Annotated in this window: 24 protein-coding genes; 18 read left to right on the top strand and 6 right to left on the bottom strand. The window is 69.7% G+C overall.

What is annotated here, in order from left to right:
- Nucleotides 1-102: 102 nt before the first annotated feature.
- The 3 genes from G5C66_RS02960 to G5C66_RS02970 all read left to right on the top strand — a co-directional run bounded on the left by G5C66_RS02960 (nucleotide 103) and on the right by G5C66_RS02970 (nucleotide 2928).
- Nucleotides 103-678 carry an ArsR/SmtB family transcription factor gene (locus G5C66_RS02960; RefSeq protein WP_165109468.1) on the top strand — a complete coding sequence of 192 codons (576 nt, stop codon included), beginning with the start codon at nucleotides 103-105 and terminating at the stop codon, nucleotides 676-678.
- Nucleotides 679-680: 2 nt separating this feature from the next.
- Nucleotides 681-1931, top strand: a complete 1251-nt coding sequence (locus tag G5C66_RS02965; protein ID WP_206443662.1) for an MFS transporter — start codon at nucleotides 681-683, stop codon at nucleotides 1929-1931.
- Nucleotides 1932-2025: 94 nt separating this feature from the next.
- Nucleotides 2026-2928 (top strand): pyridoxal-phosphate dependent enzyme, encoded by a 903-nt coding sequence (locus G5C66_RS02970; RefSeq protein WP_165109469.1) that lies wholly within the window; start codon nucleotides 2026-2028, stop codon nucleotides 2926-2928.
- Between the two features lie 4 nt (nucleotides 2929-2932).
- On the opposite strand, the gene G5C66_RS25535 is transcribed toward G5C66_RS02970, so the two are convergent.
- Nucleotides 2933-3688, bottom strand: a complete 756-nt coding sequence (locus tag G5C66_RS25535; RefSeq protein ID WP_206443663.1) for a hypothetical protein — start codon at nucleotides 3686-3688, stop codon at nucleotides 2933-2935.
- A gap of 250 nt (nucleotides 3689-3938) precedes the next feature.
- On the opposite strand from G5C66_RS25535, the gene G5C66_RS02980 reads away from it, so the two are divergent.
- The gene (locus G5C66_RS02980) at nucleotides 3939-4658 is read left to right on the top strand and encodes a TetR/AcrR family transcriptional regulator (RefSeq protein WP_165109470.1); all 720 of its coding nucleotides are present in this window, start codon (nucleotides 3939-3941) and stop codon (nucleotides 4656-4658) included.
- A 56-nt stretch (nucleotides 4659-4714) separates the two neighbouring features.
- On the opposite strand, the gene G5C66_RS02985 is transcribed toward G5C66_RS02980, so the two are convergent.
- A complete protein-coding gene (locus G5C66_RS02985; RefSeq protein ID WP_338144047.1) occupies nucleotides 4715-5056 on the bottom strand; it encodes a hypothetical protein in 342 nt (113 codons plus the stop codon).
- A gap of 205 nt (nucleotides 5057-5261) precedes the next feature.
- Here G5C66_RS02985 and G5C66_RS02990 point away from each other — a divergent pair, with 205 nt between their 5' ends.
- Nucleotides 5262-6233: a restriction endonuclease gene (locus G5C66_RS02990; RefSeq protein ID WP_165109472.1), complete on the top strand. Its 972-nt coding sequence runs from the start codon at nucleotides 5262-5264 to the stop codon at nucleotides 6231-6233.
- A gap of 4 nt (nucleotides 6234-6237) precedes the next feature.
- Here G5C66_RS02990 and G5C66_RS02995 read toward each other — a convergent pair whose 3' ends face one another.
- Nucleotides 6238-6960, bottom strand: coding sequence for a GmrSD restriction endonuclease domain-containing protein (locus tag G5C66_RS02995; RefSeq protein ID WP_165109473.1), 723 nt, complete (start codon nucleotides 6958-6960; stop codon nucleotides 6238-6240).
- Nucleotides 6961-7077: 117 nt separating this feature from the next.
- On the opposite strand from G5C66_RS02995, the gene G5C66_RS03000 reads away from it, so the two are divergent.
- Complete coding sequence (locus G5C66_RS03000) at nucleotides 7078-7890, top strand: S-methyl-5'-thioadenosine phosphorylase (protein WP_165109474.1); 813 nt, start codon at nucleotides 7078-7080, stop codon at nucleotides 7888-7890.
- Nucleotides 7887-8942, top strand: a complete 1056-nt coding sequence (locus G5C66_RS03005; protein WP_165109475.1) for an NAD-dependent epimerase/dehydratase family protein — start codon at nucleotides 7887-7889, stop codon at nucleotides 8940-8942. The genes G5C66_RS03000 and G5C66_RS03005 overlap by 4 nt, the downstream gene beginning before the upstream one ends.
- Nucleotide 8943: 1 nt before the next feature.
- On the opposite strand, the gene G5C66_RS03010 is transcribed toward G5C66_RS03005, so the two are convergent.
- Nucleotides 8944-10299: a hypothetical protein gene (locus tag G5C66_RS03010; RefSeq protein WP_165109476.1), complete on the bottom strand. Its 1356-nt coding sequence runs from the start codon at nucleotides 10297-10299 to the stop codon at nucleotides 8944-8946.
- 112 nt (nucleotides 10300-10411) lie between these two features.
- Here G5C66_RS03010 and G5C66_RS03015 point away from each other — a divergent pair, with 112 nt between their 5' ends.
- Genes G5C66_RS03015 through G5C66_RS03045 form a run of 8 tightly spaced genes read left to right on the top strand, consistent with a single transcriptional unit; the run spans nucleotide 10412 to nucleotide 15821 of the window.
- The gene (locus G5C66_RS03015) at nucleotides 10412-11080 is read left to right on the top strand and encodes a glycosyltransferase family 2 protein (protein ID WP_165109477.1); all 669 of its coding nucleotides are present in this window, start codon (nucleotides 10412-10414) and stop codon (nucleotides 11078-11080) included.
- On the top strand, nucleotides 11077-11736 hold the full coding sequence (locus G5C66_RS03020) for a TIGR04282 family arsenosugar biosynthesis glycosyltransferase (RefSeq protein WP_165109478.1): 660 nt from the start codon (nucleotides 11077-11079) through the stop codon (nucleotides 11734-11736). The genes G5C66_RS03015 and G5C66_RS03020 overlap by 4 nt, the downstream gene beginning before the upstream one ends.
- Nucleotides 11737-11741: 5 nt before the next feature.
- Nucleotides 11742-12428, top strand: coding sequence for a class I SAM-dependent DNA methyltransferase (locus tag G5C66_RS03025; protein ID WP_165109644.1), 687 nt, complete (start codon nucleotides 11742-11744; stop codon nucleotides 12426-12428).
- The gene (locus G5C66_RS03030) at nucleotides 12425-13444 is read left to right on the top strand and encodes a cytochrome b/b6 domain-containing protein (RefSeq protein ID WP_241248173.1); all 1020 of its coding nucleotides are present in this window, start codon (nucleotides 12425-12427) and stop codon (nucleotides 13442-13444) included. The genes G5C66_RS03025 and G5C66_RS03030 overlap by 4 nt, the downstream gene beginning before the upstream one ends.
- Nucleotides 13333-13566: a molybdopterin-dependent oxidoreductase gene (locus tag G5C66_RS25770; RefSeq protein WP_241248202.1), complete on the top strand. Its 234-nt coding sequence runs from the start codon at nucleotides 13333-13335 to the stop codon at nucleotides 13564-13566. Before G5C66_RS03030 ends, G5C66_RS25770 begins: the two co-directional genes overlap by 112 nt.
- Nucleotides 13566-13991, top strand: a complete 426-nt coding sequence (locus tag G5C66_RS03035; RefSeq protein WP_165109479.1) for a hypothetical protein — start codon at nucleotides 13566-13568, stop codon at nucleotides 13989-13991. Before G5C66_RS25770 ends, G5C66_RS03035 begins: the two co-directional genes overlap by 1 nt.
- A gap of 4 nt (nucleotides 13992-13995) precedes the next feature.
- Entirely contained in the window at nucleotides 13996-14682 is a 687-nt protein-coding gene (locus G5C66_RS03040) for a response regulator transcription factor (RefSeq protein ID WP_165109480.1), read from the top strand.
- On the top strand, nucleotides 14679-15821 hold the full coding sequence (locus G5C66_RS03045) for a sensor histidine kinase (protein ID WP_165109481.1): 1143 nt from the start codon (nucleotides 14679-14681) through the stop codon (nucleotides 15819-15821). The genes G5C66_RS03040 and G5C66_RS03045 overlap by 4 nt, the downstream gene beginning before the upstream one ends.
- A 15-nt stretch (nucleotides 15822-15836) precedes the next feature.
- Here the strand turns inward: G5C66_RS03045 and G5C66_RS03050 are convergent, their stop codons facing one another.
- A complete protein-coding gene (locus tag G5C66_RS03050) occupies nucleotides 15837-16547 on the bottom strand; it encodes a creatininase family protein (RefSeq protein WP_206443665.1) in 711 nt (236 codons plus the stop codon).
- A gap of 7 nt (nucleotides 16548-16554) precedes the next feature.
- Nucleotides 16555-17733: a helix-turn-helix domain-containing protein gene (locus G5C66_RS03055; protein ID WP_165109482.1), complete on the bottom strand. Its 1179-nt coding sequence runs from the start codon at nucleotides 17731-17733 to the stop codon at nucleotides 16555-16557.
- Between the two features lie 520 nt (nucleotides 17734-18253).
- On the opposite strand from G5C66_RS03055, the gene G5C66_RS03060 reads away from it, so the two are divergent.
- From G5C66_RS03060 to G5C66_RS03070, 3 genes are all read left to right on the top strand, one after another.
- Nucleotides 18254-18895 carry a TetR/AcrR family transcriptional regulator gene (locus G5C66_RS03060; protein ID WP_241248174.1) on the top strand — a complete coding sequence of 214 codons (642 nt, stop codon included), beginning with the start codon at nucleotides 18254-18256 and terminating at the stop codon, nucleotides 18893-18895.
- Between the two features lie 140 nt (nucleotides 18896-19035).
- Nucleotides 19036-20319, top strand: a complete 1284-nt coding sequence (gene fxlM / locus G5C66_RS03065) for a methyltransferase, FxLD system (protein WP_165109484.1) — start codon at nucleotides 19036-19038, stop codon at nucleotides 20317-20319.
- A gap of 102 nt (nucleotides 20320-20421) precedes the next feature.
- On the top strand, nucleotides 20422-20637 hold the full coding sequence (locus tag G5C66_RS03070; protein WP_206443666.1) for an FxLD family lanthipeptide: 216 nt from the start codon (nucleotides 20422-20424) through the stop codon (nucleotides 20635-20637).
- Nucleotides 20638-20704 lie beyond the last annotated feature (67 nt).

The following is a 20704-nucleotide window of genomic DNA, read 5'->3' on the forward strand; positions in this document are numbered from 1 at the left end:
GGGTAACGGCGCTATCCAGGCTTTGTTCACCTGGTTACTGGTCTATCTGGCAGATCGCATAAATTCATTTGCAAAGATCTCTTTGCGGTCTATGGTGACCGCATGACAGCCCACGAGATCGTCCCCGGAGTCGACCAGCTCAAGGCCCTCACCCACCCCGTGCGCGTGCGCATGCTCGGGATCCTCCGCGTCGACGGCCCGGCGACGGCCACCACGTTGGCCGCCCGGCTCGGCATCAACAGCGGCGCGACGTCCTACCACCTGCGCCAGCTCGCACAGCACGGCTTCATCGAGGACGACGAGAGCCGCGGCAACGCCCGGGAGCGCTGGTGGAAGGCGGCCCACCAGTTCACCGTCACCGGTGACGGCAAGGTGCCCGACACCGCCGACGGCCAGGAAACCCTGAGCGCCTATCTGCAGACCGTCGTCACCATCTACACCCAGCAGCTCCAGGCGGCGCTCGAGGAACGCGAGCTCCTCCCGAAGGAGTGGCGCGAGGTCTTCAACCTCAACGACCGGGTCGTACGCCTCACCCCCAGCCAGGCCCACCGCCTGGGAGAACAGGTCAACGAGATCGTCGACGGCTTCGAGGACGACCCCGACGGCGAGCCGGTGGCCGTCCAGTTCCACACCTTCGCCTCGCCGGGTCGCCTCGGCCCCGATCCCGAGAAGGACTGACCGTGAAGCTTCCCCTCTACGGCTGGCTGACGGCCGAGACGATCTCCCTGCTCGGCACCCGCGTCTCGATGCTGGCGATCCCCTGGTTCGTGCTCGAGACGACCGGCAGCCCGGCGAAGACCGGCCTGGTCACACTCTTCGAGCTGACCCCGTTGGTGCTCGGCAAGGTCTTCGGCGGGCCGGTGATCGACCGCATCGGCCCGCGCCGCGTCGCGATCTCCTGCGATGTCGGGTCGACCGTCGTCGTCGGCCTCATCCCCCTGCTGTACGCGGCAGACCTGCTGCACTTCCCCATCCTGCTGCTCCTCGTCGCCCTCGCCGGCTCGCTGCGCGGCCCCGGTGACTCCGCGAAGGCGTCGATGATCCCGCAGCTGGTCGAGGCAGCCGGCGTGCCGACCGAGCGCGCCACCGGACTGCACTCGTTCGTGGAGCGCACCGCCTCGATGCTCGGCGCCGCCGCGGCAGGCCTGCTGATCGGCCTGGTCGGCGCGACCAATGCGATCGTGATCGACGCCGCCTCGTTCGCGGTCGGTGCGCTGGTGCTGGCCGCGACGACCGCCCGGCTGAACCGGGTCCCGGCCACAGGAACCAACGAGCCCACCGAGGATCCGGTCCCCTACCGCGACCAACTCGCCGAGGGCTGGCACTTCCTCCGCCGCGACCGGGTGCTGCTCGGGATGGCTGTGATGGTGGCCCTGACCAACCTGATCGATCTCGCCTACAGCAGCGTCCTGATGCCAGTGTGGGCACAACAGCACGCCAGCCCCGAGATGCTCGGGCTTCTGTTCGCCACGTTCACCGGTTTCGCTGCGGTGGGATCCGCCATCGCGGCGACCATCGGCGACCGGATGCGCCGCTACCCGACGTACCTGATCTGCTTCCTCGTCACCGGGATCCCGCGGTTCCTGGTGATCGCCTTCGGCGCGCCGTTGTGGGTGGTGTTCGTCGTGTTCGCGATCGGCGGGACGACCAGCGGGTTCATCAACCCGATCCTGGGGGCGCTGCAGTTCGAGCGGATCCCCGCTCCCGTGCTCGGCCGGGTGATGTCGCTGATCTCGGCCTTCGCCTGGGGACTGATGCCGCTCGGCGGGCTGCTGGGCGGCACCCTGGTCTCCGGGTTCGGCCTGACCACCGCCCTCGTCGCCTGTGGGATCGCCTACTTCGTGATCACGATGTTCCCCGCCGTCGACCCGACCTGGAAGCAGATCGAGCGACGCCCTGAGGCGCACGCCCGCGAAGAAGCTCTGCGGTGACAGACCCCCGGCTCAGCAGCTGGCCTGACTGGTGCGAACGAATTTTCGTTCGCATGCGAGAGGCTGTCGCGTTCTGACCTGTCATGCTGGCTGTGTGGACGATGGGCTGCTTGCGGAGCTTCGGTTGCCGTCGCCGGTCGTGGAGATCGACGATGACCGATGCGCGGCAGCGGGCGTGCGGGTCCTGCTGAAGCGGGATGATCTGATCCACCCGGAGGTTCCCGGGAACAAGTGGCGGAAGTTGAAGTACAACATCGCGACTGCTCGGGAGCATCGGTACTCCACCCTGCTGACCTTCGGCGGGGCGTACTCGAATCACATCAGGGCGACAGCCGCGGTGGGCGCCTATTTCGGGTTCAGCACGGTCGGAGTGATCCGGGGCGAGGAGCACCTGCCGTTGAACCCGTCGCTCCAGTACGCAGTTTCGCGCGGCATGCGGTTGAAGTATCTCGATCGCGCGACCTACCGAGACAAGAGGTCGGACGCGGTTGTCGATGCGTTGCAACGTGAGTTCGGCGCTTTCTATCTGATCCCTGAGGGCGGCAGCAACGCCGAGGCGGTACGTGGATGTGCGGAGCTTTCTGAGGAACTCGAGGAGGCTGCCGATGTCGTCTTCTGTGCGGTGGGGACCGGCGGAACTCTCGCAGGCCTAGCCGCAGGCGCGCAGCCTGGTCAGTCGGTGGTCGGTGTTCCCGTTCTGAAGGGTGGCGAGTTCCTGGAGGACGACATCGTTCGGCTGCAGGAGCAGGTTTACGGCACCCGGACCGGGTCCTGGCGGTTGGAGTGTGACTACCACTTCGGTGGTTATGCGAAGCGGACTCCCGAGTTGGATGCCTTCATCGATGACTTCGAGGAGCGGCACAGTCTCAAGCTGGACTGGGTGTATGAGGCGAAGATGATGTACGCACTGTTCGACCTTGTGGCTCGCCACAAGGTCCCGAGTGGTTCGACCGTCGTGGCGTTGATCAGTGGATCCGATGAAGTGCCCGAGGTCTGAGGGTTCAGGCTTCGATCCACTCGAGGTGCCAGTCTCCTGAGTTGACGACGAAGTCCTTGCCGAAGCCGAGCCAGCGGCCGTTCATTGCACGGGCATGTGGGCTGATGATCAGCTGGATGGTGCCGTGGTAGACCGCACCGCGGTAGTAGCCAGTGGGGTCGGTTCGCTCGTTCCAGATCCCGGTGGCGATGGCCCCGTTGACGGTCAGGTCGAGCGCGAGTCGTGACTCGCCGGCGCCGGGATCGGTGGTGCTGCGGAGCCGGCTTCCGGTGTGATGGAGCCGAACCGTGTGTTCGCCGTGCAAGTGCTCGCCACGACTGTCCGAGAAGTAGCTGTATCGAGACAACCAGAGTCCGTTGAGGTTGCCGCTCGAGGCCCGCGCTGCGTCCAGGTGTGAGTGATCAGCGAGATCGACGACCAGATCGGCGACAGCGCACTGGTAAAGCTCGGCCAGTCGGGCGAGGACATCGAGAGACGGTGCGTAGCCGGTCGGCGCGGGCCATTGCTCCCAGTACGAGAAGTTCTTGAAGGTCTTCGGGTCATCGGGCCAACGTTGGTTCCACTGATCGGCGGCGTCGCGCTGGCTCCAATCACGAGCAAGGCGAAACGCAACCCGTGGATTCACGCCGTACCTGTCAGCGAAAGCATCGGCGATCTCGACCCATGTCGATCCCTGTTCGCGTAGCGCAGCGGACCACTCTCGTCGTTCTCGACGGCGACTGGTCGTCTTCGAAGGACGCGCGTTGGCGTCGATACTCATGCGTCCATCGTGCCACAACCTCCCCGTCAAACAGGGACGTCTTGGGCTGATGATCACTGGTTGTCTCGGTGGCCCTGACACACCACTGGCGGCAGATTGGAGACACGGCCGGGACGGCGGGAACGCCGAGTACGGCTCCGGCGGGTGCGGCTCTCATGCCCTGCCGTCTTGGCCGATCCAAGTGATGGCTGTGATCGGAGGATCTGGACGTGAACGTGACCCAGCAGGCGACGACCTCAGGAGCCAGCCGATGACAACCCGGCGACCTAGCCCCGGACGCCCGCGGCACATCCCCAGCAGCAGTGCGGCATCGCCGCGCGACCAGGTGCTCGACGCGGCGGCGGAGCTGTTCGTCACTCGGGGCTTTGCGGCTACCTCGACCCGGGAGATCGCTGAGCGGGTCGGCATTCGGCAAGCGAGCCTGTATTACCACTTCGCCGGCAAGGACGAGATCCTCGCTGAACTCTTACAGCGCTCCGTACGTCCCACAGTGGACAAGGTCGCCAAGATCGAGGCGCTCGTGCCGCCCGAGACTCACGCGACCGCGCTCTACCTCCTCGCGCTGATCGACATCCGCACGCTGGCCGACGCACCCCACAACGTCGGCATCCTCTACGCCCAGTCCGATGTGACCAACAGCGAGGTCTACGCCGAGTTCCAGCACACCCGCCGTGAACTGGTCGACGCCTACGGACGCATCGGCCTCCGGGCCGCCTCAGCTGAGGTAGCTGCTGACATCGACGCCTCAGAGCTGGGCGAGATGTTGATGCACTCGATCGAGGTCGTCACCGACATCCGCAACGCCGGGACGACGATGACCCCACAGCGAGCGAACCGGATCGCAGATGCGGTGCTGAGGATGTGCGGCGTGCCCGGGAAGGTCATCGCAGCCGCGGCCTCGGCGGCATACGAACTCCTTGCTGAGTTCCACCACGAAACCGGTTGCCCTTTGGCGGAGAGCACCATCTAGATCTCCTCGCCAACACAGTCATTCAACCCTCGGCTTGCCGACGAGATCCTCGGCCGCTAACAGGCTTCCCGCAACCGCGGAATCCTAGGGATCCCGCCGAGCCGCTTGTGGTAGCGGACGTGGTCGGCGTAACCCTCCAGGAGCGTCCACAGCGCCTTGTGCGCCGGCCACGGGATCGCCTCGCCGGGAAACGCCCAGGTCGAGCCGAAGCCGATCCAGACGGGGACCCAGTCCTTGGCGCAGTCCCACTCGCCTCTCTTGGACATCAGCAGCTTGTGGCGGACCTGAAACGCGAGCCGCTGCCCGTCCTTCACGATCGGCGCCGCGCACACCCGCCACAGCGGCATGTCGAGCGACATCAGCTCGATCTCGATGTCACCGAGAATGCGCGGATCCACCAGGACCGTAGCGACGTTCTCATGTGGGCGCCTCATACACATCAACGCTAGCGGCGAGCACCGACATCCGCGGCCGATCCGCCAGGAGCGAACATCGGGACCCGATTCACCACCCCGCCGGACAGGGCGTACGCACCGGGCCTATCATCCTCCCCAACTCGATCGGGCAGGGAGGCCCGAGGGAGGATCGAGGAAGGACCGTGCCTTGGCACCCTTGAGGCAGCCCAGAACGGGCGAAGAAGCCGAGAAGTACGCCGCGGAGCATCTGCATTCCCTCGGCTGGCCCGACGCCGCCCCGTCGGGCAGCACCACCGCCGCAGACGTCGACATCATCGGCGGCCGACCCGACAACGTCATCGTCGCCCAGGTGGTGCTCACCCGCTCCCCGACCGAGGCGCGCAGCGTCTGTGCCGTGCGCGGCGCGGGCTACGCCTACGACGCCCGCACGGTCGCGCTGTTCAGCCGGGCCGGCTTCACCAAAGACGCGGTCGAGTGGGCCGACCGGGTCCGGGTGGCGCTGTTCGAGTTGGCCGCCGACGGCTCGATCCGCTCGCACGGGAAGCACGCCGCCGAGCTGGTCACCACAGCCACCGCACCGGCGGCGCCGGCCCTCGGCCGCGCACCGGAGCCGACCCCCGGGCGCCATCTCGACCCCACCCGCACCGGCGGCTTCAGCTTCACCGCGAAGATCCCCGCGGTCCGGCCGCGACGCAAGGCGGGCGAGAAGGTCGCCTCGGACATCGCTCCCGACCCGGCTCCGAAGTCCTCCGAGAAGATCGCCGGCCCGCTGACCGGCCAGCTCCCCGCGTACACGACCATGAGCATCCCCAAGGCCCCCACGCCGCCGGCGGACGAGCGCTGGGTCCCCGACGGGCTCGGGCCGATCCTGGACGCGATCGCCCGGGCGTCGCAGCTGCCGGTGGTGCTCGTCCTGGGCTCGGACCAGCGGGCCGAGTGGGTGCGGGAGACCTTCCGGGTCGGCACGATCACGGTGACCGACGAGAGCGTGCTGCCGATGCTGCTCTCGCTGGTGACCGGCCGGGAGTCGCAGTACGCGAGCGGCGAGTCCTACCACAAGGTCGACGGCCTCAAGCCGCAGGGCGAGCGGGCGCTGGAGTCGTGGCGGGCCTGGGAGGCCTACGACCGCGCGATGGCCAACTACCGCCGCGCCGTCTGAAGTCTCAGCAGTAGCCGAGCATCTCCCCGAGCGCCCGCCGCTCGCTGTCATCGACCGCGAGCGACCAGCGGGCCTTGGTCTCGATCCAGCGGGTGGCGTACGCACACTGGAACCCCTTCCGCGGACGCCAGCCCGCGGGGTCGTCGTCGCTCTTGCTCATGTTGGTCGGGCCGTCGACGGCGAGCAGGTTGTCGAGGTCGTTGGCGAACGCGCGGCGCCGGTCCTCAGGCCACCTGCTCGCGCCGGAGCGCCACGCCTCCGAGAGCGGCACCACGTGGTCGATCTGGATCGCCTGGGCCTGCCGCGGCTCCTTCAGGTCGGTGAAGACCAGGCGCCTGCCGGTGTAGGGGTCGACCCAGGTGCCGGCGAGCACGTCGTGGTCGCACCTCCCCTGCTGCCCGGTCCGCACCTCGACAGCGTCGCGCACCAGCACGTCGTCGCGCTGGTTGCAGCCGTTGCCGTCGCTGTCGGTCCAGCTGCCCCCGAACACCGAACGCTCGTACGCAGCCATCCCCTCCGGCCGCCTCGCGACCGTGGCCAACCCGGCGAGGTGATCGCGCGCCTTCCGCACGTCCACCGGCTCCGGCGGGGAGGGCGCCGGCTGCTCGGTCACCACCGGCGGCGTCCGCCGGTTCGCCGGCGCCTCCTCGGGCAGCCACAGCGAGACCGCCCAGCCGACGACCGCGAGCAGCACGACCAGCAGTCCCAGCGACGTACGTCCTCCCACGGGGTCGCATTGTGCCTGCGACCACCGACATCGTTCGGGATCGCGGAAGGTATTACCGATCGGTGACGGATGCGTCGCATGCTGTCGCCGCGGACGCGGCGCTGGCACAGTGAAGGCATGACTGGGCTGGACACGGGACAGACACCTCGCGCCGAGGTCGGGGTCATCGGCGGGACCGGGCTCTACGAGTTCGTGAGCGATGCCGAGGAGGTGACCGTCGAGACACCGTACGGCGATCCCTCAGCGCCGATCACGGTCGGCACGGTCGCCGGCCGGCCGGTGGCCTTCGTGCCCCGCCACGGCCGCTCGCACGAGTACCCACCGCACGCGATCCCCTACCGCGCCAACCTCTGGGCGCTGCGGTCGCTGGGGGTGACCCAGGTGCTTTCCCCCAGCGCCGTCGGCGGCCTCCGGCCCGAGGTCGCGCCCGGCGACCTGGTCACCCCCGACCAGATGGTCGACCGCACCTGGCGCCGCATCCCCAGCTTCGTGGAGACGGGCGCCACTCACGTGCCTCTCGCGGATCCCTACTGCCCCCGCATCGCCAAGGCGTACGTGGCCTCCGACCCCCAGGTGAAGGTCGGCGGCACGCTGATCATCATCGAGGGGCCGCGGTTCTCGACGCGCGCCGAGTCCGTCCACCACGCCGCCCAGGGCTGGACGCTGGTCGGGATGACCGGCGCCCCGGAGGCGGCGCTCGCCCGGGAGCTGCGGATGTGCTACGCGCCGTTGTGCCTGGTCACCGACATGGATGCGGGTGCCGCCGAGGGCGAGGGCGTCGACGAGGACGACGTCTACGCGCTCTTCGCCGCAAACCTGGAGCGGATGCGCACCGTCCTGACCGACACGATCAGCGCTCTGCCGGACCCGGCCGGCTGCACGTGCTCCACCTGGGCCGAGGGCAAGCAGCTCGCCTACGAGATCCCATGAGAGTCCTGCTCACCGGCTCGGCCGGTTTCATCGGCACCGCCATCGGCCGGCTCCTGGACGAGGCCGGCCACGAGGTCGTACGTGTCGACGCGCTGCTTCCGATGGCGCACGGCCCGTCCGCCGAGGCGCTGCCCGGCACGCATCCGCTGGACGTACGCGATGCCGGCGCCTGGGGCGACCTGCTGGACGGCGTCGACGCGGTGTGCCACCAGGCCGCCGTCGTCGGGGCCGGGGTGACGGTGGCAGATCTCCCGCTGTACGCCGCCCACAACGATCTCGGCACCGCGGCGCTCCTGGCCGCGATGAGCGCGCACGGGGTGTCCCGGCTGGTGCTGGCCTCGTCGATGGTCGTCTACGGCGAGGGCCGCTACGTCTGCGAGACCCACGGCGACCGGGTGCCGCCGCCCCGGTCGCGTGCCTCGCTCGATGCGGGGGACTTCGAGAACCACTGCGACCTGTGCGGCGGCGCGCTGAGGTGGGCGACGGTGGCGGAGTCGGCCCGGCTCGACCCCCGCAGCTCGTACGCCGCCAGCAAGGTCGCGCAGGAGCACTACGCCTCCGCGTGGGCGCGTCAGGCGGACGCGACCGCGATCGCCCTGCGCTACCACAACGTCTACGGGCCGCACATGCCTGCCGACACGCCCTACTCCGGGGTCGCCGCGATCTTCCGCTCCTCGCTGGAGCGGGGCGAACCGCCGCAGGTGTTCGAGGACGGCGGCCAGCAGCGCGACTTCGTCCACGTCGACGACGTGGCCCGTGCCAACCTGGCAGCGCTCGAGGCGACCGCCGACCGGTCTCCCGGGAGCCTGGCGGCCTACAACGTCGCGTCCGGGCACCCGGTCACGATCAGCGAGGTGGCCGAGCTGGTCGCTAGAGGTGCCGGACAGGAGGTGGCGCCGGTGGTCACCGGGCGCTACCGGATCGGCGACGTACGCCACGTCGTCGCCTCACCGCAGCTTGCCGAGAAGGACCTCGGGTTCCGTGCCGAGGTGCTGCCGGAGGCCAGCCTGCCGACGTTCGCCACCGCCCCGTTGCGCCCGGCCGCGGGGTGAGTCACCAGCTTGTGTGGAGCAGGTGCTCGACGAGCAGTGCGGTGGCGAGCTGGAGCGCGAGGCCCGGGCGTCGCCACCGCTCGGGTAGGAGCGCACAGCCGAGGGTCAGCCAGGGCATGAACGGCAGCCAGATCCGTTCGACCTCGGCCCGGCTCATCTGCGAGGCATCGGCCAGCGCGATCATGATCAGCGCCGCAGCGACCAGGACCACGACGACCCGGTCCTCGAGGTCACGCCGGGAGGCCCAGGCGGCCCCGATCCCGGCGCCGACGAGCGGGCCGGCACTGATCGCGAGCGCGGCCAGGTTTCCCCAGGTCCAGTAGGCGCCGGGGCGCCGACTGGCGAGGCCGTCCCAGTAGCGGTCGACCAGCACCGGGTAGGCCTCCCACCAGGCGAAGCCACCGGTCGCGAAGACGAGGACCACCCCGAGCGCCGAGACGGCGGCGACCGGAAGCACCCACCATCCGCGGGCCCGGCCCCACCGCCGGCTGCTGCCCAGCCACAGCACCGCGAGCGCGAGCACACCGACCAGCGGGAGGCCGTACGACATCATCACCAGGTAGCCGAGGAGCAGCCCGGCCACGACCGCCCACGGCCAGCCGTGGCGCGGGCCGCCCCGACACGCGAGCGCCAGGCAGCAGATCCCCCAGGCTGCGGTCGCCGCCATCACCGCGTCGGCGGAGACGGCGAGGAACACGGCCGACGGGGTGAGGACGAGATAGGGGGCCGCCGCGCGAGCCCTGGCCTCGCTGCCGAGGACGCGGACCGTCGTCATGACCGCGGGCGCCAGCGTCGCGGCGATCACCGTGACGACCAGCCCGGCGGCCAGGTCGCCGCCGAGACCCACCTTCACCAGGAGCACGAAGAAGAGCACCATCCCGGGCGGATGCCCGGCGATGTGGACCGGCCAGTTGCCCGCGGGTGCGTCGTAGGGGATCCGGGCGACGTACTCCCGCAGCAGGCCGCCCACGTCGTCGACCGCCCGGGCGGTGCCGAGGTACTCGGACGGGCTCCCGAGCACCCCGGAGATGCCCTCGGTGCCGTCCACGAGCGCCAGCGACAGCAGCCACACCAGCCCGACCGCGTACGCCACCACCAGCAGGCGCCGCCATGGCAGCTCCGACGCGACCGAGTCGGCCCAGCGCAGCGATGCGAGGGCGAGCAGGACCGCAAGGACCGTTCCGATCCCCGCCTTGACCTCGGGAAATCCGTGGAGCGGCGGGAAGGTGCCGTCCTCGATGTGCACCCGCGTCCACACCTGCCAGCCGAGGAGCGGCGGCACCGCGACGGCCGCGATCACGAGGATCAGCGTGGCGAGAAGCCCCACCAGGGCGGCACGGTGAGCGGAGGAGTTCACGACAGCGAGCGTAGGTGCCTGAAGACCGGCCGGCGTCGCACGACGGCCCACGTCATCGGACCGTAAGATCTGTCGGCCCCATCGGCGGCGAGGCGTTCCTAGAGTCGATTCCATGGCCCAGAACCGCCCCGAGACCGACCTCGTGCTGCCCTGCCGTGACGAGGCCGCCGCCCTGCGTGAGCTGCTGCCGCGGGTGCCGGCGGAGCTGTCCGTGATCGTCGTCGACAACGGCTCGACCGACGGCACCGCCGACGTCGCCAGGGAGCTGGGAGCGCGGGTGGTGTCGGAGTCGCGACCGGGGTACGGGGCGGCGGTGCACGCCGGTCTGCTCGCCGCCACCGCCCCCTACGTCGTGGTGATGGACGGCGACGGCTCCTTCGACCCTGTCGACACGCTGCCGCTGGTCGACACGATCAGGCGCGACGAGGCCGACCTGGCGCTGGGCTGCCGCCGGCCGGTGACGCCGGGCGCCCAGCCGTGGCACGCCAGGCTCGGCAACCGGATCGTGCTGAGCGCGCTGCGGCGCCGCACCGGGCTGCGGGTGCGCGACATCGCCCCGCTGCGAGCGGCCCGCCGGGAGGCGCTGCTCGGGCTCGGTGTGGAGGACCGGCGCTCCGGCTATCCGGTCGAGCTCCTCGACCGTGCCGCCCGGGCCGGCTGGCGGGTGCACGAGGTGGACGTCGACTACCACCCGCGCGCCGCCGGGACCCGCTCGAAGGTCTCCGGCTCCGTGCTGGGCAGCCTGCGGGCGGCGTACGACTTCTGGCGGGTGCTCGCATGACGGCACCGACACTGCTCCTCGTGGCCAAGGCACCGGTCCCCGGCCTGGTGAAGACCCGGCTCGCAGCCGAGATCGGCGACGCCGCCGCGACGGCTCTCGCGGCGGCCGCGCTGCTCGACACGATCGATGCCTGCGCCCTGGCGGTGGGGACGGACCGGTGTCGGCTGTCCCTCTCCGGGGACGTCGCCGTGGCGTTCCGGACCGACGAGATCGAGGCGGCCATCGCCGGCTGGACCGTCACCCCGCAGCGCGGGAGCGGACTCGGCGAGCGGCTCGCGAACGCCCACGCCGACGTCACCGGACCGGTCGTGCAGATCGGGATGGACACCCCTCAGGTGACCACCGCCCGGCTGCTGGCCGTGGCCGACGGTCTGGAGGCGGCCGATGCTGTGCTCGCCCCTGCCGAAGACGGCGGCTGGTGGGCCCTGGCGCTCCGCGACCCTTCCGCCGCCACGGTCCTGCGCGACGTCCCGATGTCCACCCCCGAGACGTACGCAGCCACCCGCTCCGCCCTCGAACGACTGGGCCTCCGCGTCGCTGTCGGGGAACGGCTTCGCGACGTCGACCACCTCGCCGACGTCGCCCCCGTCGCTGCGGCTGCCCCGACCACCCGCTTCGCCGCCGTCGCCGCGGAGATCGTGCGGGTGGCCCGGTGACGGCGATGGCCGCGGAGTCGGCGTTCGCGCACGCCTTCGCCCGCGAGGAGTGCCGGGTGGTGCGGATCGGCGGTACGGCCTCGCGGCTTCCCGTCGAGGACTGGACCCGCACCGCCGACGCCGCCGACCTCGCCCTGCTCTCCCACTGCGTCGGCCCGACGGTCGACCTCGGCTGCGGCCCCGGCAGGATGACCGCCGCCCTCGCCGCCCGGGGTCTGCCCTCGCTCGGCGTCGACGTCGCCCCGGAAGCCGTCGAGGAGACCCGGGCCCGCGGCGGCCGCGCGGTGTGTCGCGACCTCTTCGACCCCTTGCCCGGTGAGGGCTGGTGGGCGACCGCGCTCCTCGCCGACGGCAACCTCGGCATCGGCGGTGACCCGCTGGCTCTCCTCGCCCGCGTACGCCGGCTGCTGATCCCTGGCGGCCGAGTGGTGGCCGAGGTGCATCCGCCGGGGACGCCGAGCGGTCCGTTGCTGGCCGAGCTGGCCTGCGAGTGCGGTGGCTCCTCGCCGTTCCCATGGGCGGTCGTGGGTGCCGACTCGATCGCCGCGATCGCGGCCGAGGCCGGACTCGCGGTCACCCGGCTCGCGTCGCTGCCGCCGTCTCGGCAGATCGTTCCCCGACCCTCGTCGCGGTCACCGCTCACCCCGACCGGCGAGCGGTGGGTGGCCGTGCTCGTGGAGGAGACGTCATGAGGATCCCGTCGGAGGACTCGTTCACCTCCCGCCTGCGCAGTGCCGCGGTCGCGGCGCGGGTGGGGCTGTGGCTCGGCGTCTGCTTCGTGGTCGCCCTCGCGACCGGTCTGATCAGCCACTACGCCCAGAACGACCAGCAGCCGGTGCCGTTGCCGACGAGCCCGTCGTGGCTCTACCAGGTCACCCAGGGCCTGCACGTCGTCGCCGGGACCGCTGCGATCCCGCTCCTGCTGGTCAAGCTGTGGGTCGTCTTCCCCAAGCTCTTCCAGCCGGTGCCACGACGGGCCCGCGAGGCGCTGCCGACCGCGCTGGAACGCGGCTCGATCGCGGTCCTGGTCAGCACCTCGCTCGTCCAGCTCACGACCGGTCTGCTCAACGTCGCGCAGTGGTATCCCTGGGGCTTCGGCTTCCGGGCCACCCACTACGCGCTCGCCTTCGTCGCCGTCGGGGCGCTGCTGGTCCACATCGCGGTGAAGCTGCCGATCATCCGCGACGCCTTGACCGGCAACGTCGACGACACCGCCCACGACCGCCCGAACGCACGCAGACAGGGGCCGGTCAGCCGTCGTGGCGTGCTGATCCTGGCCGGCACCTCGGCGCTGGCCACCGCCTTCCTCTACACCGCCGGCACCGTCCCCGGAGTCGGCCGGATCGCGGCCCTGTCCCCGCGGTCCCGGAAGCACGGCATCCCGATCAACCGCACCGCCCACTCGGCCGGTGTGGTCGCCGAGGCGAGCAGCTCCGCCTACCGCCTCGAGCTCGTCCACGGCGCGACCTCCCGGGCCATCTCCCGTCAGGACCTCGTCGCGATGGAGCAGCGGACCTCCACCCTGCCGATCGCCTGCGTGGAGGGATGGACGCGACGGGCCAGTGGCGAGGCGTACGCCTGCGCGATCTGCTCGACCTGGTCGGCGCCCCGCCGGGGCGGGACGTGCGGATCAGGTCGATCCAGACCTTCAGCGCCTCCTCCGACACCGTGCTCCCGGCGAACTTCGCCGACGACGACCGCACCCTGATGGCGCTCGAGCTCGACGGCGTCACTCTCTCGATGGACCACGGCTACCCGGTCCGGCTCATCGCCCCCGACCGTCCCGGCGTCATGCAGACCAAATGGGTGTCCCGGATCGAGGTGCTCTGATGAGAGGGATTCGCGGCGGGCTGATCGTGCTCGGCACGGTCGGGATGGCGTACGGCGCCTGGCTGCTGCTGAGCAGGCAGGATCTCGGCCAGATCGCGGAGGTCGTGGTCTGGCTGGCGGCAGCGGTCGTGATCCACGACGGGATCCTGGCTCCGGCCGTGCTGGCGCTGGGATGGCTCGGCGGCCGGCTGCTGCCGTGGGCGGTCGCCCGGGGCGCGGTGACGGTGCTGGTCCTGCTCGGACCGACCGTCCTGGTCGCGATCCCGGTCCTCGGCCGGTTCGGCGCGAAGCCGGACAACCCGACGCTGCTGGACCGCGACTACACCCAGGGACTGCTGGCGTACGCGCTGCTGTGCGTGTGCGCCGGTGTCGCCGTGGCGCTCGGCGAACTACGCTCGCCCCAGCGGACCGTCGAGGAGGAGTAGGCCGATGGCACGTGTGCTCGTGGTCGACGACGACCTCACCGTACGCGAGGTGCTGGCGTCCTACCTGCGCGCAGGATCGCACGACGTCGTCGAGGCCGGCGACGGTGAGCAGGCGCTCCGGGCGATGAGCGAGCGCCCCGCCGACATCGTCGTCCTCGACCTGATGCTGCCCGGGATCGACGGCCTGGAGGTGTGCCGTCGGCTACGCCAGGCGAGCGAGGTGCCGATCATCATGCTCACCGCGCTCGGCAGCGAGGCCGACCGGATCATGGGGCTCGAGCTCGGCGCCGACGACTACGTCGGCAAGCCGTTCAGCCCCCGAGAGCTGGTCCTGCGGGTCGACTCGGTGCTCAGGCGCACCGGCCACTCCGGAGAGGGCGGCGTGGTCTCGGACGGCTCGATCGTGGTCGACGCCGACCGGCGGGTGGCCACCAACGGCGGAGCCGAGCTGGCGCTGACCACCCGCGAGTTCGATTTGCTCCGCTACCTGATCGCCCACCCCGGCAAGGCCTTCACCCGCGAGGACCTCCTCGAGCACGTCTGGGGCTGGACGATCGGCGACCGTTCGACGGTCACGGTCCACGTACGCCGGCTGCGGGAGAAGATCGAGTCCGACCCGACCCGGCCGGAGCGGCTGGTCACGGTCTGGGGCGTCGGCTACCGCTGGGAGCCTTCGGAGGTGGACGCATGAAGGTCGCGGATGCCGTGCTGATCTCGCTCGTCGCCGCGGGTGCCGGTCTCGCCGTCGGCCTGCTCGGGCTCCTGGTCGCCTGGCTGACGCGGCGCTGGTCGATCCGCTGGCAGCTCACCCTGGCCGCCACGGTCGCCGTGCTGACGGTCTTCGGAGGCGTGCTCGGCGTCGCCTGGCTCATGTTCCTCTCCGGCCACGACCTGCTGGTCATCACCGTGGTCACCTCGATCGCCGTGGTCGTGGCGATCCTGGTCGCGCTCGTCATCGGCTCCGCGATGGTCCGCTGGTCAGGCGCCGTCCAGCTGCAGGCCCGGCAGATGGCTCTCGGCGGACATCAGCCGCCGTCGGAGAGCGGACCGCGGGAGCTCCGATCGCTGTCGGCCGAGCTCGCCGAGACACAGCGGCGGCTCGAGGAGGCGAGCGCGCGGGAGGCGCGCCTCGAGGAGTCCCGGCGCGAGCTGATCTCGTGGGTCGCCCACGACCTGCGTACGCCGCTGGCCGGGCTGCGCGCGATGGCCGAGGCCCTCGAGGACGGGATCGCGGCCGACCCGCACCGCTACCACCAGCGCATCCGAGTCGAGGTCGAGCGGCTGGCGCGGCTCGTGGACGACCTCTTCGAGCTCTCCCGGATCCAGGCCGGCGCTCTCACCCTGACGCCGGAACCGGTCCTGCTCGGTGACCTGGTCAGCGAGGCGCTGGCCGGGGCCGACCCGGTCGCCAGGGAGCGGCGGGTCCGGCTCGGTGGACAGGTCGAGGACGGCCTCGAGATCACCGCCGATCCGGCCAGCCTGTCCCGCGTCGTCTCCAACCTGCTGATGAACGCCATCCGGCACACCCCCGCCGACGGCACGGTGGAGGTCCGCTGCCGCCTGGCGCCCGGAGACGTACGCAGCGTCGACCTCAGCGTCAGTGACGGCTGTGGCGGCCTGGATCCCGGCGACATGGAGCGGGTCTTCGACCTCGGCTGGCAGGGCAGCTACGCGCGCACCCCGACCGCACCCGAAGGCGCTGGCGCTCAGGGCGCCGGGTTCGGTCTCGCCATCGTCAAGGGCCTCGTCGATGCACACCGCGGCCGGGTCTGGGTGGAGAACCTTCCCGCCGCGACCGGCTGCCGGTTCCACGTACGCCTGCCGGCGTGACTCAGTCGAGCGCCCTCACCTTCGTATCGAAACGCCCCTGAGGTGGCTCACAAAGAGTTCGCTCAACGACTCCAGGAGCGCCGACCCCTTTTCTGCGCTCGCCAGCGATGGGCTGCCGATGATCCCCGTCTCGGTATAGGGGCGTAGGCCGTGCGTGAGCATGTGTGGCCGGTCCGGGGCGTGGTGATCGCGGTGTTTGAAGTCTGGGCCGACGAGGTCGGGAGCGCAGTGCAGGAGGAGGCTGACCTCGAATTCTCCGGCATGCATGTCGTCGTGAGCGCTGGTCTCAAGGCCGGCAGCTTCACGGGCTGCGGTCCAGTCGGTCTTCCCGGGGAACAGCGAGAGGTCGTTCGCTTCCTGAACGATGTTCTGCAGGACGTAGTTGCCGCCGTGGCCGTTGATGAAGACAACGTGCTCGGCGCCTTGCGCGCGTGCAGAGGCGACGATGTCCTCGACCAGTCGGATCAGTGTGGCGGCGGGAATACTGATGGTGCCTGCCCAGGAGGAGTGCTCGTGCGAGCAGGAGACCGTGATCGGAGGTAGCAGCCACAGGTCGTTGGCGCGAGCGACGGCGGAGGCGATCTGTGCTGCGACGATGGTGTCGGTGGACAGCGGCAGGATGTCGCCGTGCTGTTCGAAACTGCCGATCGGGAGGACCGCGATCTTGCTACCACGGGCGATGACGTCGGTGGTGGTCTCGGTGGAGATGACGTCGATGTTGGTCATCGGGTGTTCAGGCCTCCCATGCCATGCTTGCTGTGAATGCGTGGTTGAAGTCGCGCACCGTGGGGTTGTCCCAGACAGGTGCCAACTCGCGGCGGAGGTCGTGGACCTGGGTGAGCATTCGGGCTGATTTGGTCTCGGCCAGAACCTTCAGCGCGGCATGCCCGGTGATCACTGCCATCTCGACCTCATGCGCGCCAGCGTACGCGGTGGCCAGGCGGGCGAGCGCGAGTCCGCGGTCGCGTTCCTGACTTCCGGTCGGCCATGCCCGGACGCTCTGCGTGAGGATCCCGAGAGCGTCGCTGTATCTGCCGAGGCGGAGGTAACAGTTCGCTGCCTCCATCTCGATGTAGGAGGGGGTGACGTACGGGACCAGGCTTGGCGCGTTGTGGCTCACCCCGTTGGTTGTGACCATCTGGAGTGCGTCGTCGAGATCACGTCGGCAGGCTGCCTCGTCGCCGACCATGGCGTGGGCCACGGCCCGTTGTCTCAGAAGGACGCCGCTCAGTCGCGGATCTTCGAGGGCGGTGGTCTCGAGCGCGTTGTTGGCTCGCGCAAGTGCGGCGTGGTTGTCGCGACCGTCGGTGTCGATGTTGCTCCGACGCATCACGGCATACGCGGTCAGCTCGGGGTCAGCGGCCTCTGTGGCAAGGCTGATGGCCTGGTCGGTCCACCTTGCGGCCTGGTCGAGGTTGCCAGCGTCTTGATGGAGCCATCCGGTGAACTCGTTCAGTCGCGAGGCGACGAGGAGAGCGTGAGACCGCTTTGAGCCGATGGCGCCGCGCACCAGGCCTGTCACGAACGTCGCCTGCTCGCGCGCGAGCGCGAGGACGGTCTGTGGTCCGGCAGTGGCATCAACGGAGGCCAAGTGCATCAGCGAAGTCTGCAGATTGTCGAGCAGATCTGCGCTGACCATCCCCGCCGGCAGCGCTGCGTCGGGACCTATTGATCCGCCGCCGGAGACGAAGCCAAGCTCGGGCGCGGTGAGATCGAACGCGTCTTGGAGCAGACGCCGGTAGAACTCGTCGGGAACGCGATGACCGTTCTCCCAGCGAGAGATCTGAGTCTTGAGCACGAGCGTCTCGGGCAGTTCGGTCCCTCGGCGGGCCGCTGCGGCCTGAAGCTCGACGACCAGTCGCTTCTGCGACCAGCCGCGACGAAGTCGCGCGTCACGCAACTCGCTCGCCATAGGTCGTCCCGCCATTCAGTGTCTAGCGTTTCTCCAGGTCAGTCTGGGTTAACCAGGCCGGTTCGGCAGGCGGCATCTCCCGAGATCGACAAGTATCGCCCAGCCTATCGAACTATGAGCACACAGTCTGTCGACCCAACTCCGGTGATGCGGGGGCGCCGGCGAGTTGGTCGTCCGCCGGGTCTTGATGGCGTGACCTGCTTCAGCGTCTCCAACCCGCGCGAGGTGGCCGGCTCGGGACTGGCTGGTCCCGAACGCCTCAGCCAGATCAGCAAGACTGCGACCCTGCCGGAACGTACTGCGGCGGGATCTTCCTGCCCCGAACCTGACCGCCTTGTAGGCACGCTGGACGACGTGAACCTGCTGAGCATGGTTCTCGACGGGCTTCACCGCCTCGACTCTGAAGGCGGGGCCGGTGATGGGTGCTGACGATCCGCGACCTCAGCGTCGCGAGCAACCTAGTCGCAGCGCCGGGCGGCCGCGCCTCGTCCCGCGAACCCTGGTCGGGCGGCGATCTGAAATGGAGCCACGTGAGGAGATTCTCGACATCGCGGCCGCTCTGTTCGTCGACGGTGGGATCGCGGCGACCTCGACCCGGGACATCGCCGAAGCCGTCGGGGTCAGGCAATCCAGCCTCTACTACCACTACCCCTGCGGGAAGGACGAAATGCTCGCTGAACTGCTGCAACGCTCCATCCGGCCCACCCTCGACAAGATCGAGAAGATCGAGATCCTTGGCGCCGAGGCCGACACCGGACCCGAGGTTCTGCTGTATCTGCTGGTCATGCTCGACGTGCGAACCCTCGCTAACGCGCCACGCAACGCAGGTGTGCTGACCCGGCTGCCCGAGGTCCAGTGCAAGGAGGTCTTCGAGTCGTTCGGCGCTGCGCGCGAGGAGCTGAGGGCGGCGTACTCACGGCTGGGAACGCAGGTGGCCGCGGCGCACCCCGAGGTGACGATGGCTCCCGACAGCGACCTGCTCGGCACGTTGCTGCTCCACCTGGTCGAGGTCGTCATCGGGATGCGCTCTGACGGGCACTTGATCACTCCGACCATCGAAGCCATCGTCGCCGCCTCCTGCCTCCGGATCTGCCTGGCCGACCAGACCAGCATCGACGAGGCCACCACCCGTGCGGCCGACCTGATCCGATCCCTCGAATAGAGGCCGATCCCACGGACTGTCGCTGGCCCACCACGGCGTGGTGGGTCGGCGACTGCAACACCTTGTAGACAACGATCGACTCCCGTACCGGCGACAAAGTTCGCACGAGCACTTTCAACGTTCCATTCAGGAGGAACAGCGTGGATCAGGTAGGCGCGCAGAGCACCCCGAGCACCGAACCGCAACAGGAGACGACCCAAGCTCGTCATCGACTGGTGGAGGACCTGCGCAGCAGGGGCATCGTCGCCAGCGACGCGGTGGCACAGGCGTTGGCGACCGTGCCTCGTGAGCAGTTCATGCCACCGGACACGCCGTTGGAGGAGGCCTACGGTGTCGACAGTGCCGTGATCACGAAGACGGACGAGCATGGCCGCAGCATCTCGTCGGTGTCCGCGGCCTACATCCAGGCGGCCATGTTGGAGCAGGCCGACCTCGCGTCCGGGATGCGGGTGCTGGAGATCGGGTCCGGCGGCCTGAACGCCGCCTACATCGCCGAGATCGTTGGCCCCAGCGGGAAGGTGGTGACGGTCGACATCGATCCCGATGTCACCCAACGTGCCGTCGATTCGCTGAAGGGCACCCTCTACGAGGATCGGGTGCGGGTGCTCACGATGGATGCCGAGCATCCGGTGCCGGCTGAGGACGTGCCCGAGAAGGGATTCGACGCGATCATCGTGACCGTCGGCGCCTGGGACCTCGCGCCGGCCTGGTTGGATCAGCTCGCCCCCTCCGGGACGCTCGTGGTTCCACTGCTCATGAACGGCTCTTCACGCGTCATCGCGTTCCAGCCGGATGCTGATGCTGGCGGCGATCACCTGGTCAGCACCTCTCACCAGGTCGCCGGGTTCGTCCCGATGCAGGGAGAAGGCAGCAACGACGGGCGGACTCTTCTGATCCCGGATGTCGACCGAACCCATCTGCGGCTGCTGTTCGACAAGGACTACCCAGCATCGCCGGAGGACCTGGACGGGCTCTTGGCCACCCCGATGAGCGAGACCGGGTCTGATGTGGTCGTCGCGGCTGGCGAGTCCTTCATCGACCTGTATCTGCGGATGTCGTGGACCGTCGACGGCGTCTGCCGTCTCATCCCCGATCCCGGGTCCGAGTTCGGCAAGCAGGAGTCCTGGTTCCCGTTCGGTGTCGTCGCCGGCGCGGGCCTGGCCTACCTCGCCTCGCGTCGCGTTCCAGATGGCAGCGGGTTCGAGATGACTGCTCGCGCTTACGGGGCCGACCACGCAGAGGCGGCGGGCGTGCTCATCGAGCAGATCCGAGCCTGGCACCAGGCCGGACGCGACCAGGGACCTACGCCCACCTATCGGTATTGGCCGAACCGTCAAGAAGCCCCGGCTGACACCGTCGCTCCAGGGACACATGCCCTGGTGAAGCGCCACGGAGTCCTCACCGTCTCCTGGGTTACGAGCTAGACCGATCGCTCATGGCCCATGAGCCCGAGCACAGCGTCTGCTGACGCCGATCTCGGGACACCACCATCACGACAGCAAGGAGAACTACCCATGGCTCCAACTATGGCTCGATCCGCACCCGCGGGCCTGCTCGCCACCCCCGCCTCCGACGACCTCCTGGCAGAGGTCACCGGCATCACCGAGGCGGACTTCGACCTCGACCTCCGGGTCGTCGAGTCGGCTCTGCCTTCACCCGACACGATGTGCTCCACCGGCGACGGATGCGGCGCCACCTGCCGCCCGAGCGCCTGCAACTCGGTGTCGTCCGACCCGTTCTGACGGGTTCCTTGAAGGGTGACGGGTGTCGTCTCTCCGGGCGCGCCCGTCACCTCTCCAACCAGTCGCG

Source organism: Nocardioides turkmenicus, from assembly GCF_011045035.1.
Classification (GTDB): Bacteria; Actinomycetota; Actinomycetes; order Propionibacteriales; family Nocardioidaceae; genus Nocardioides; species Nocardioides turkmenicus.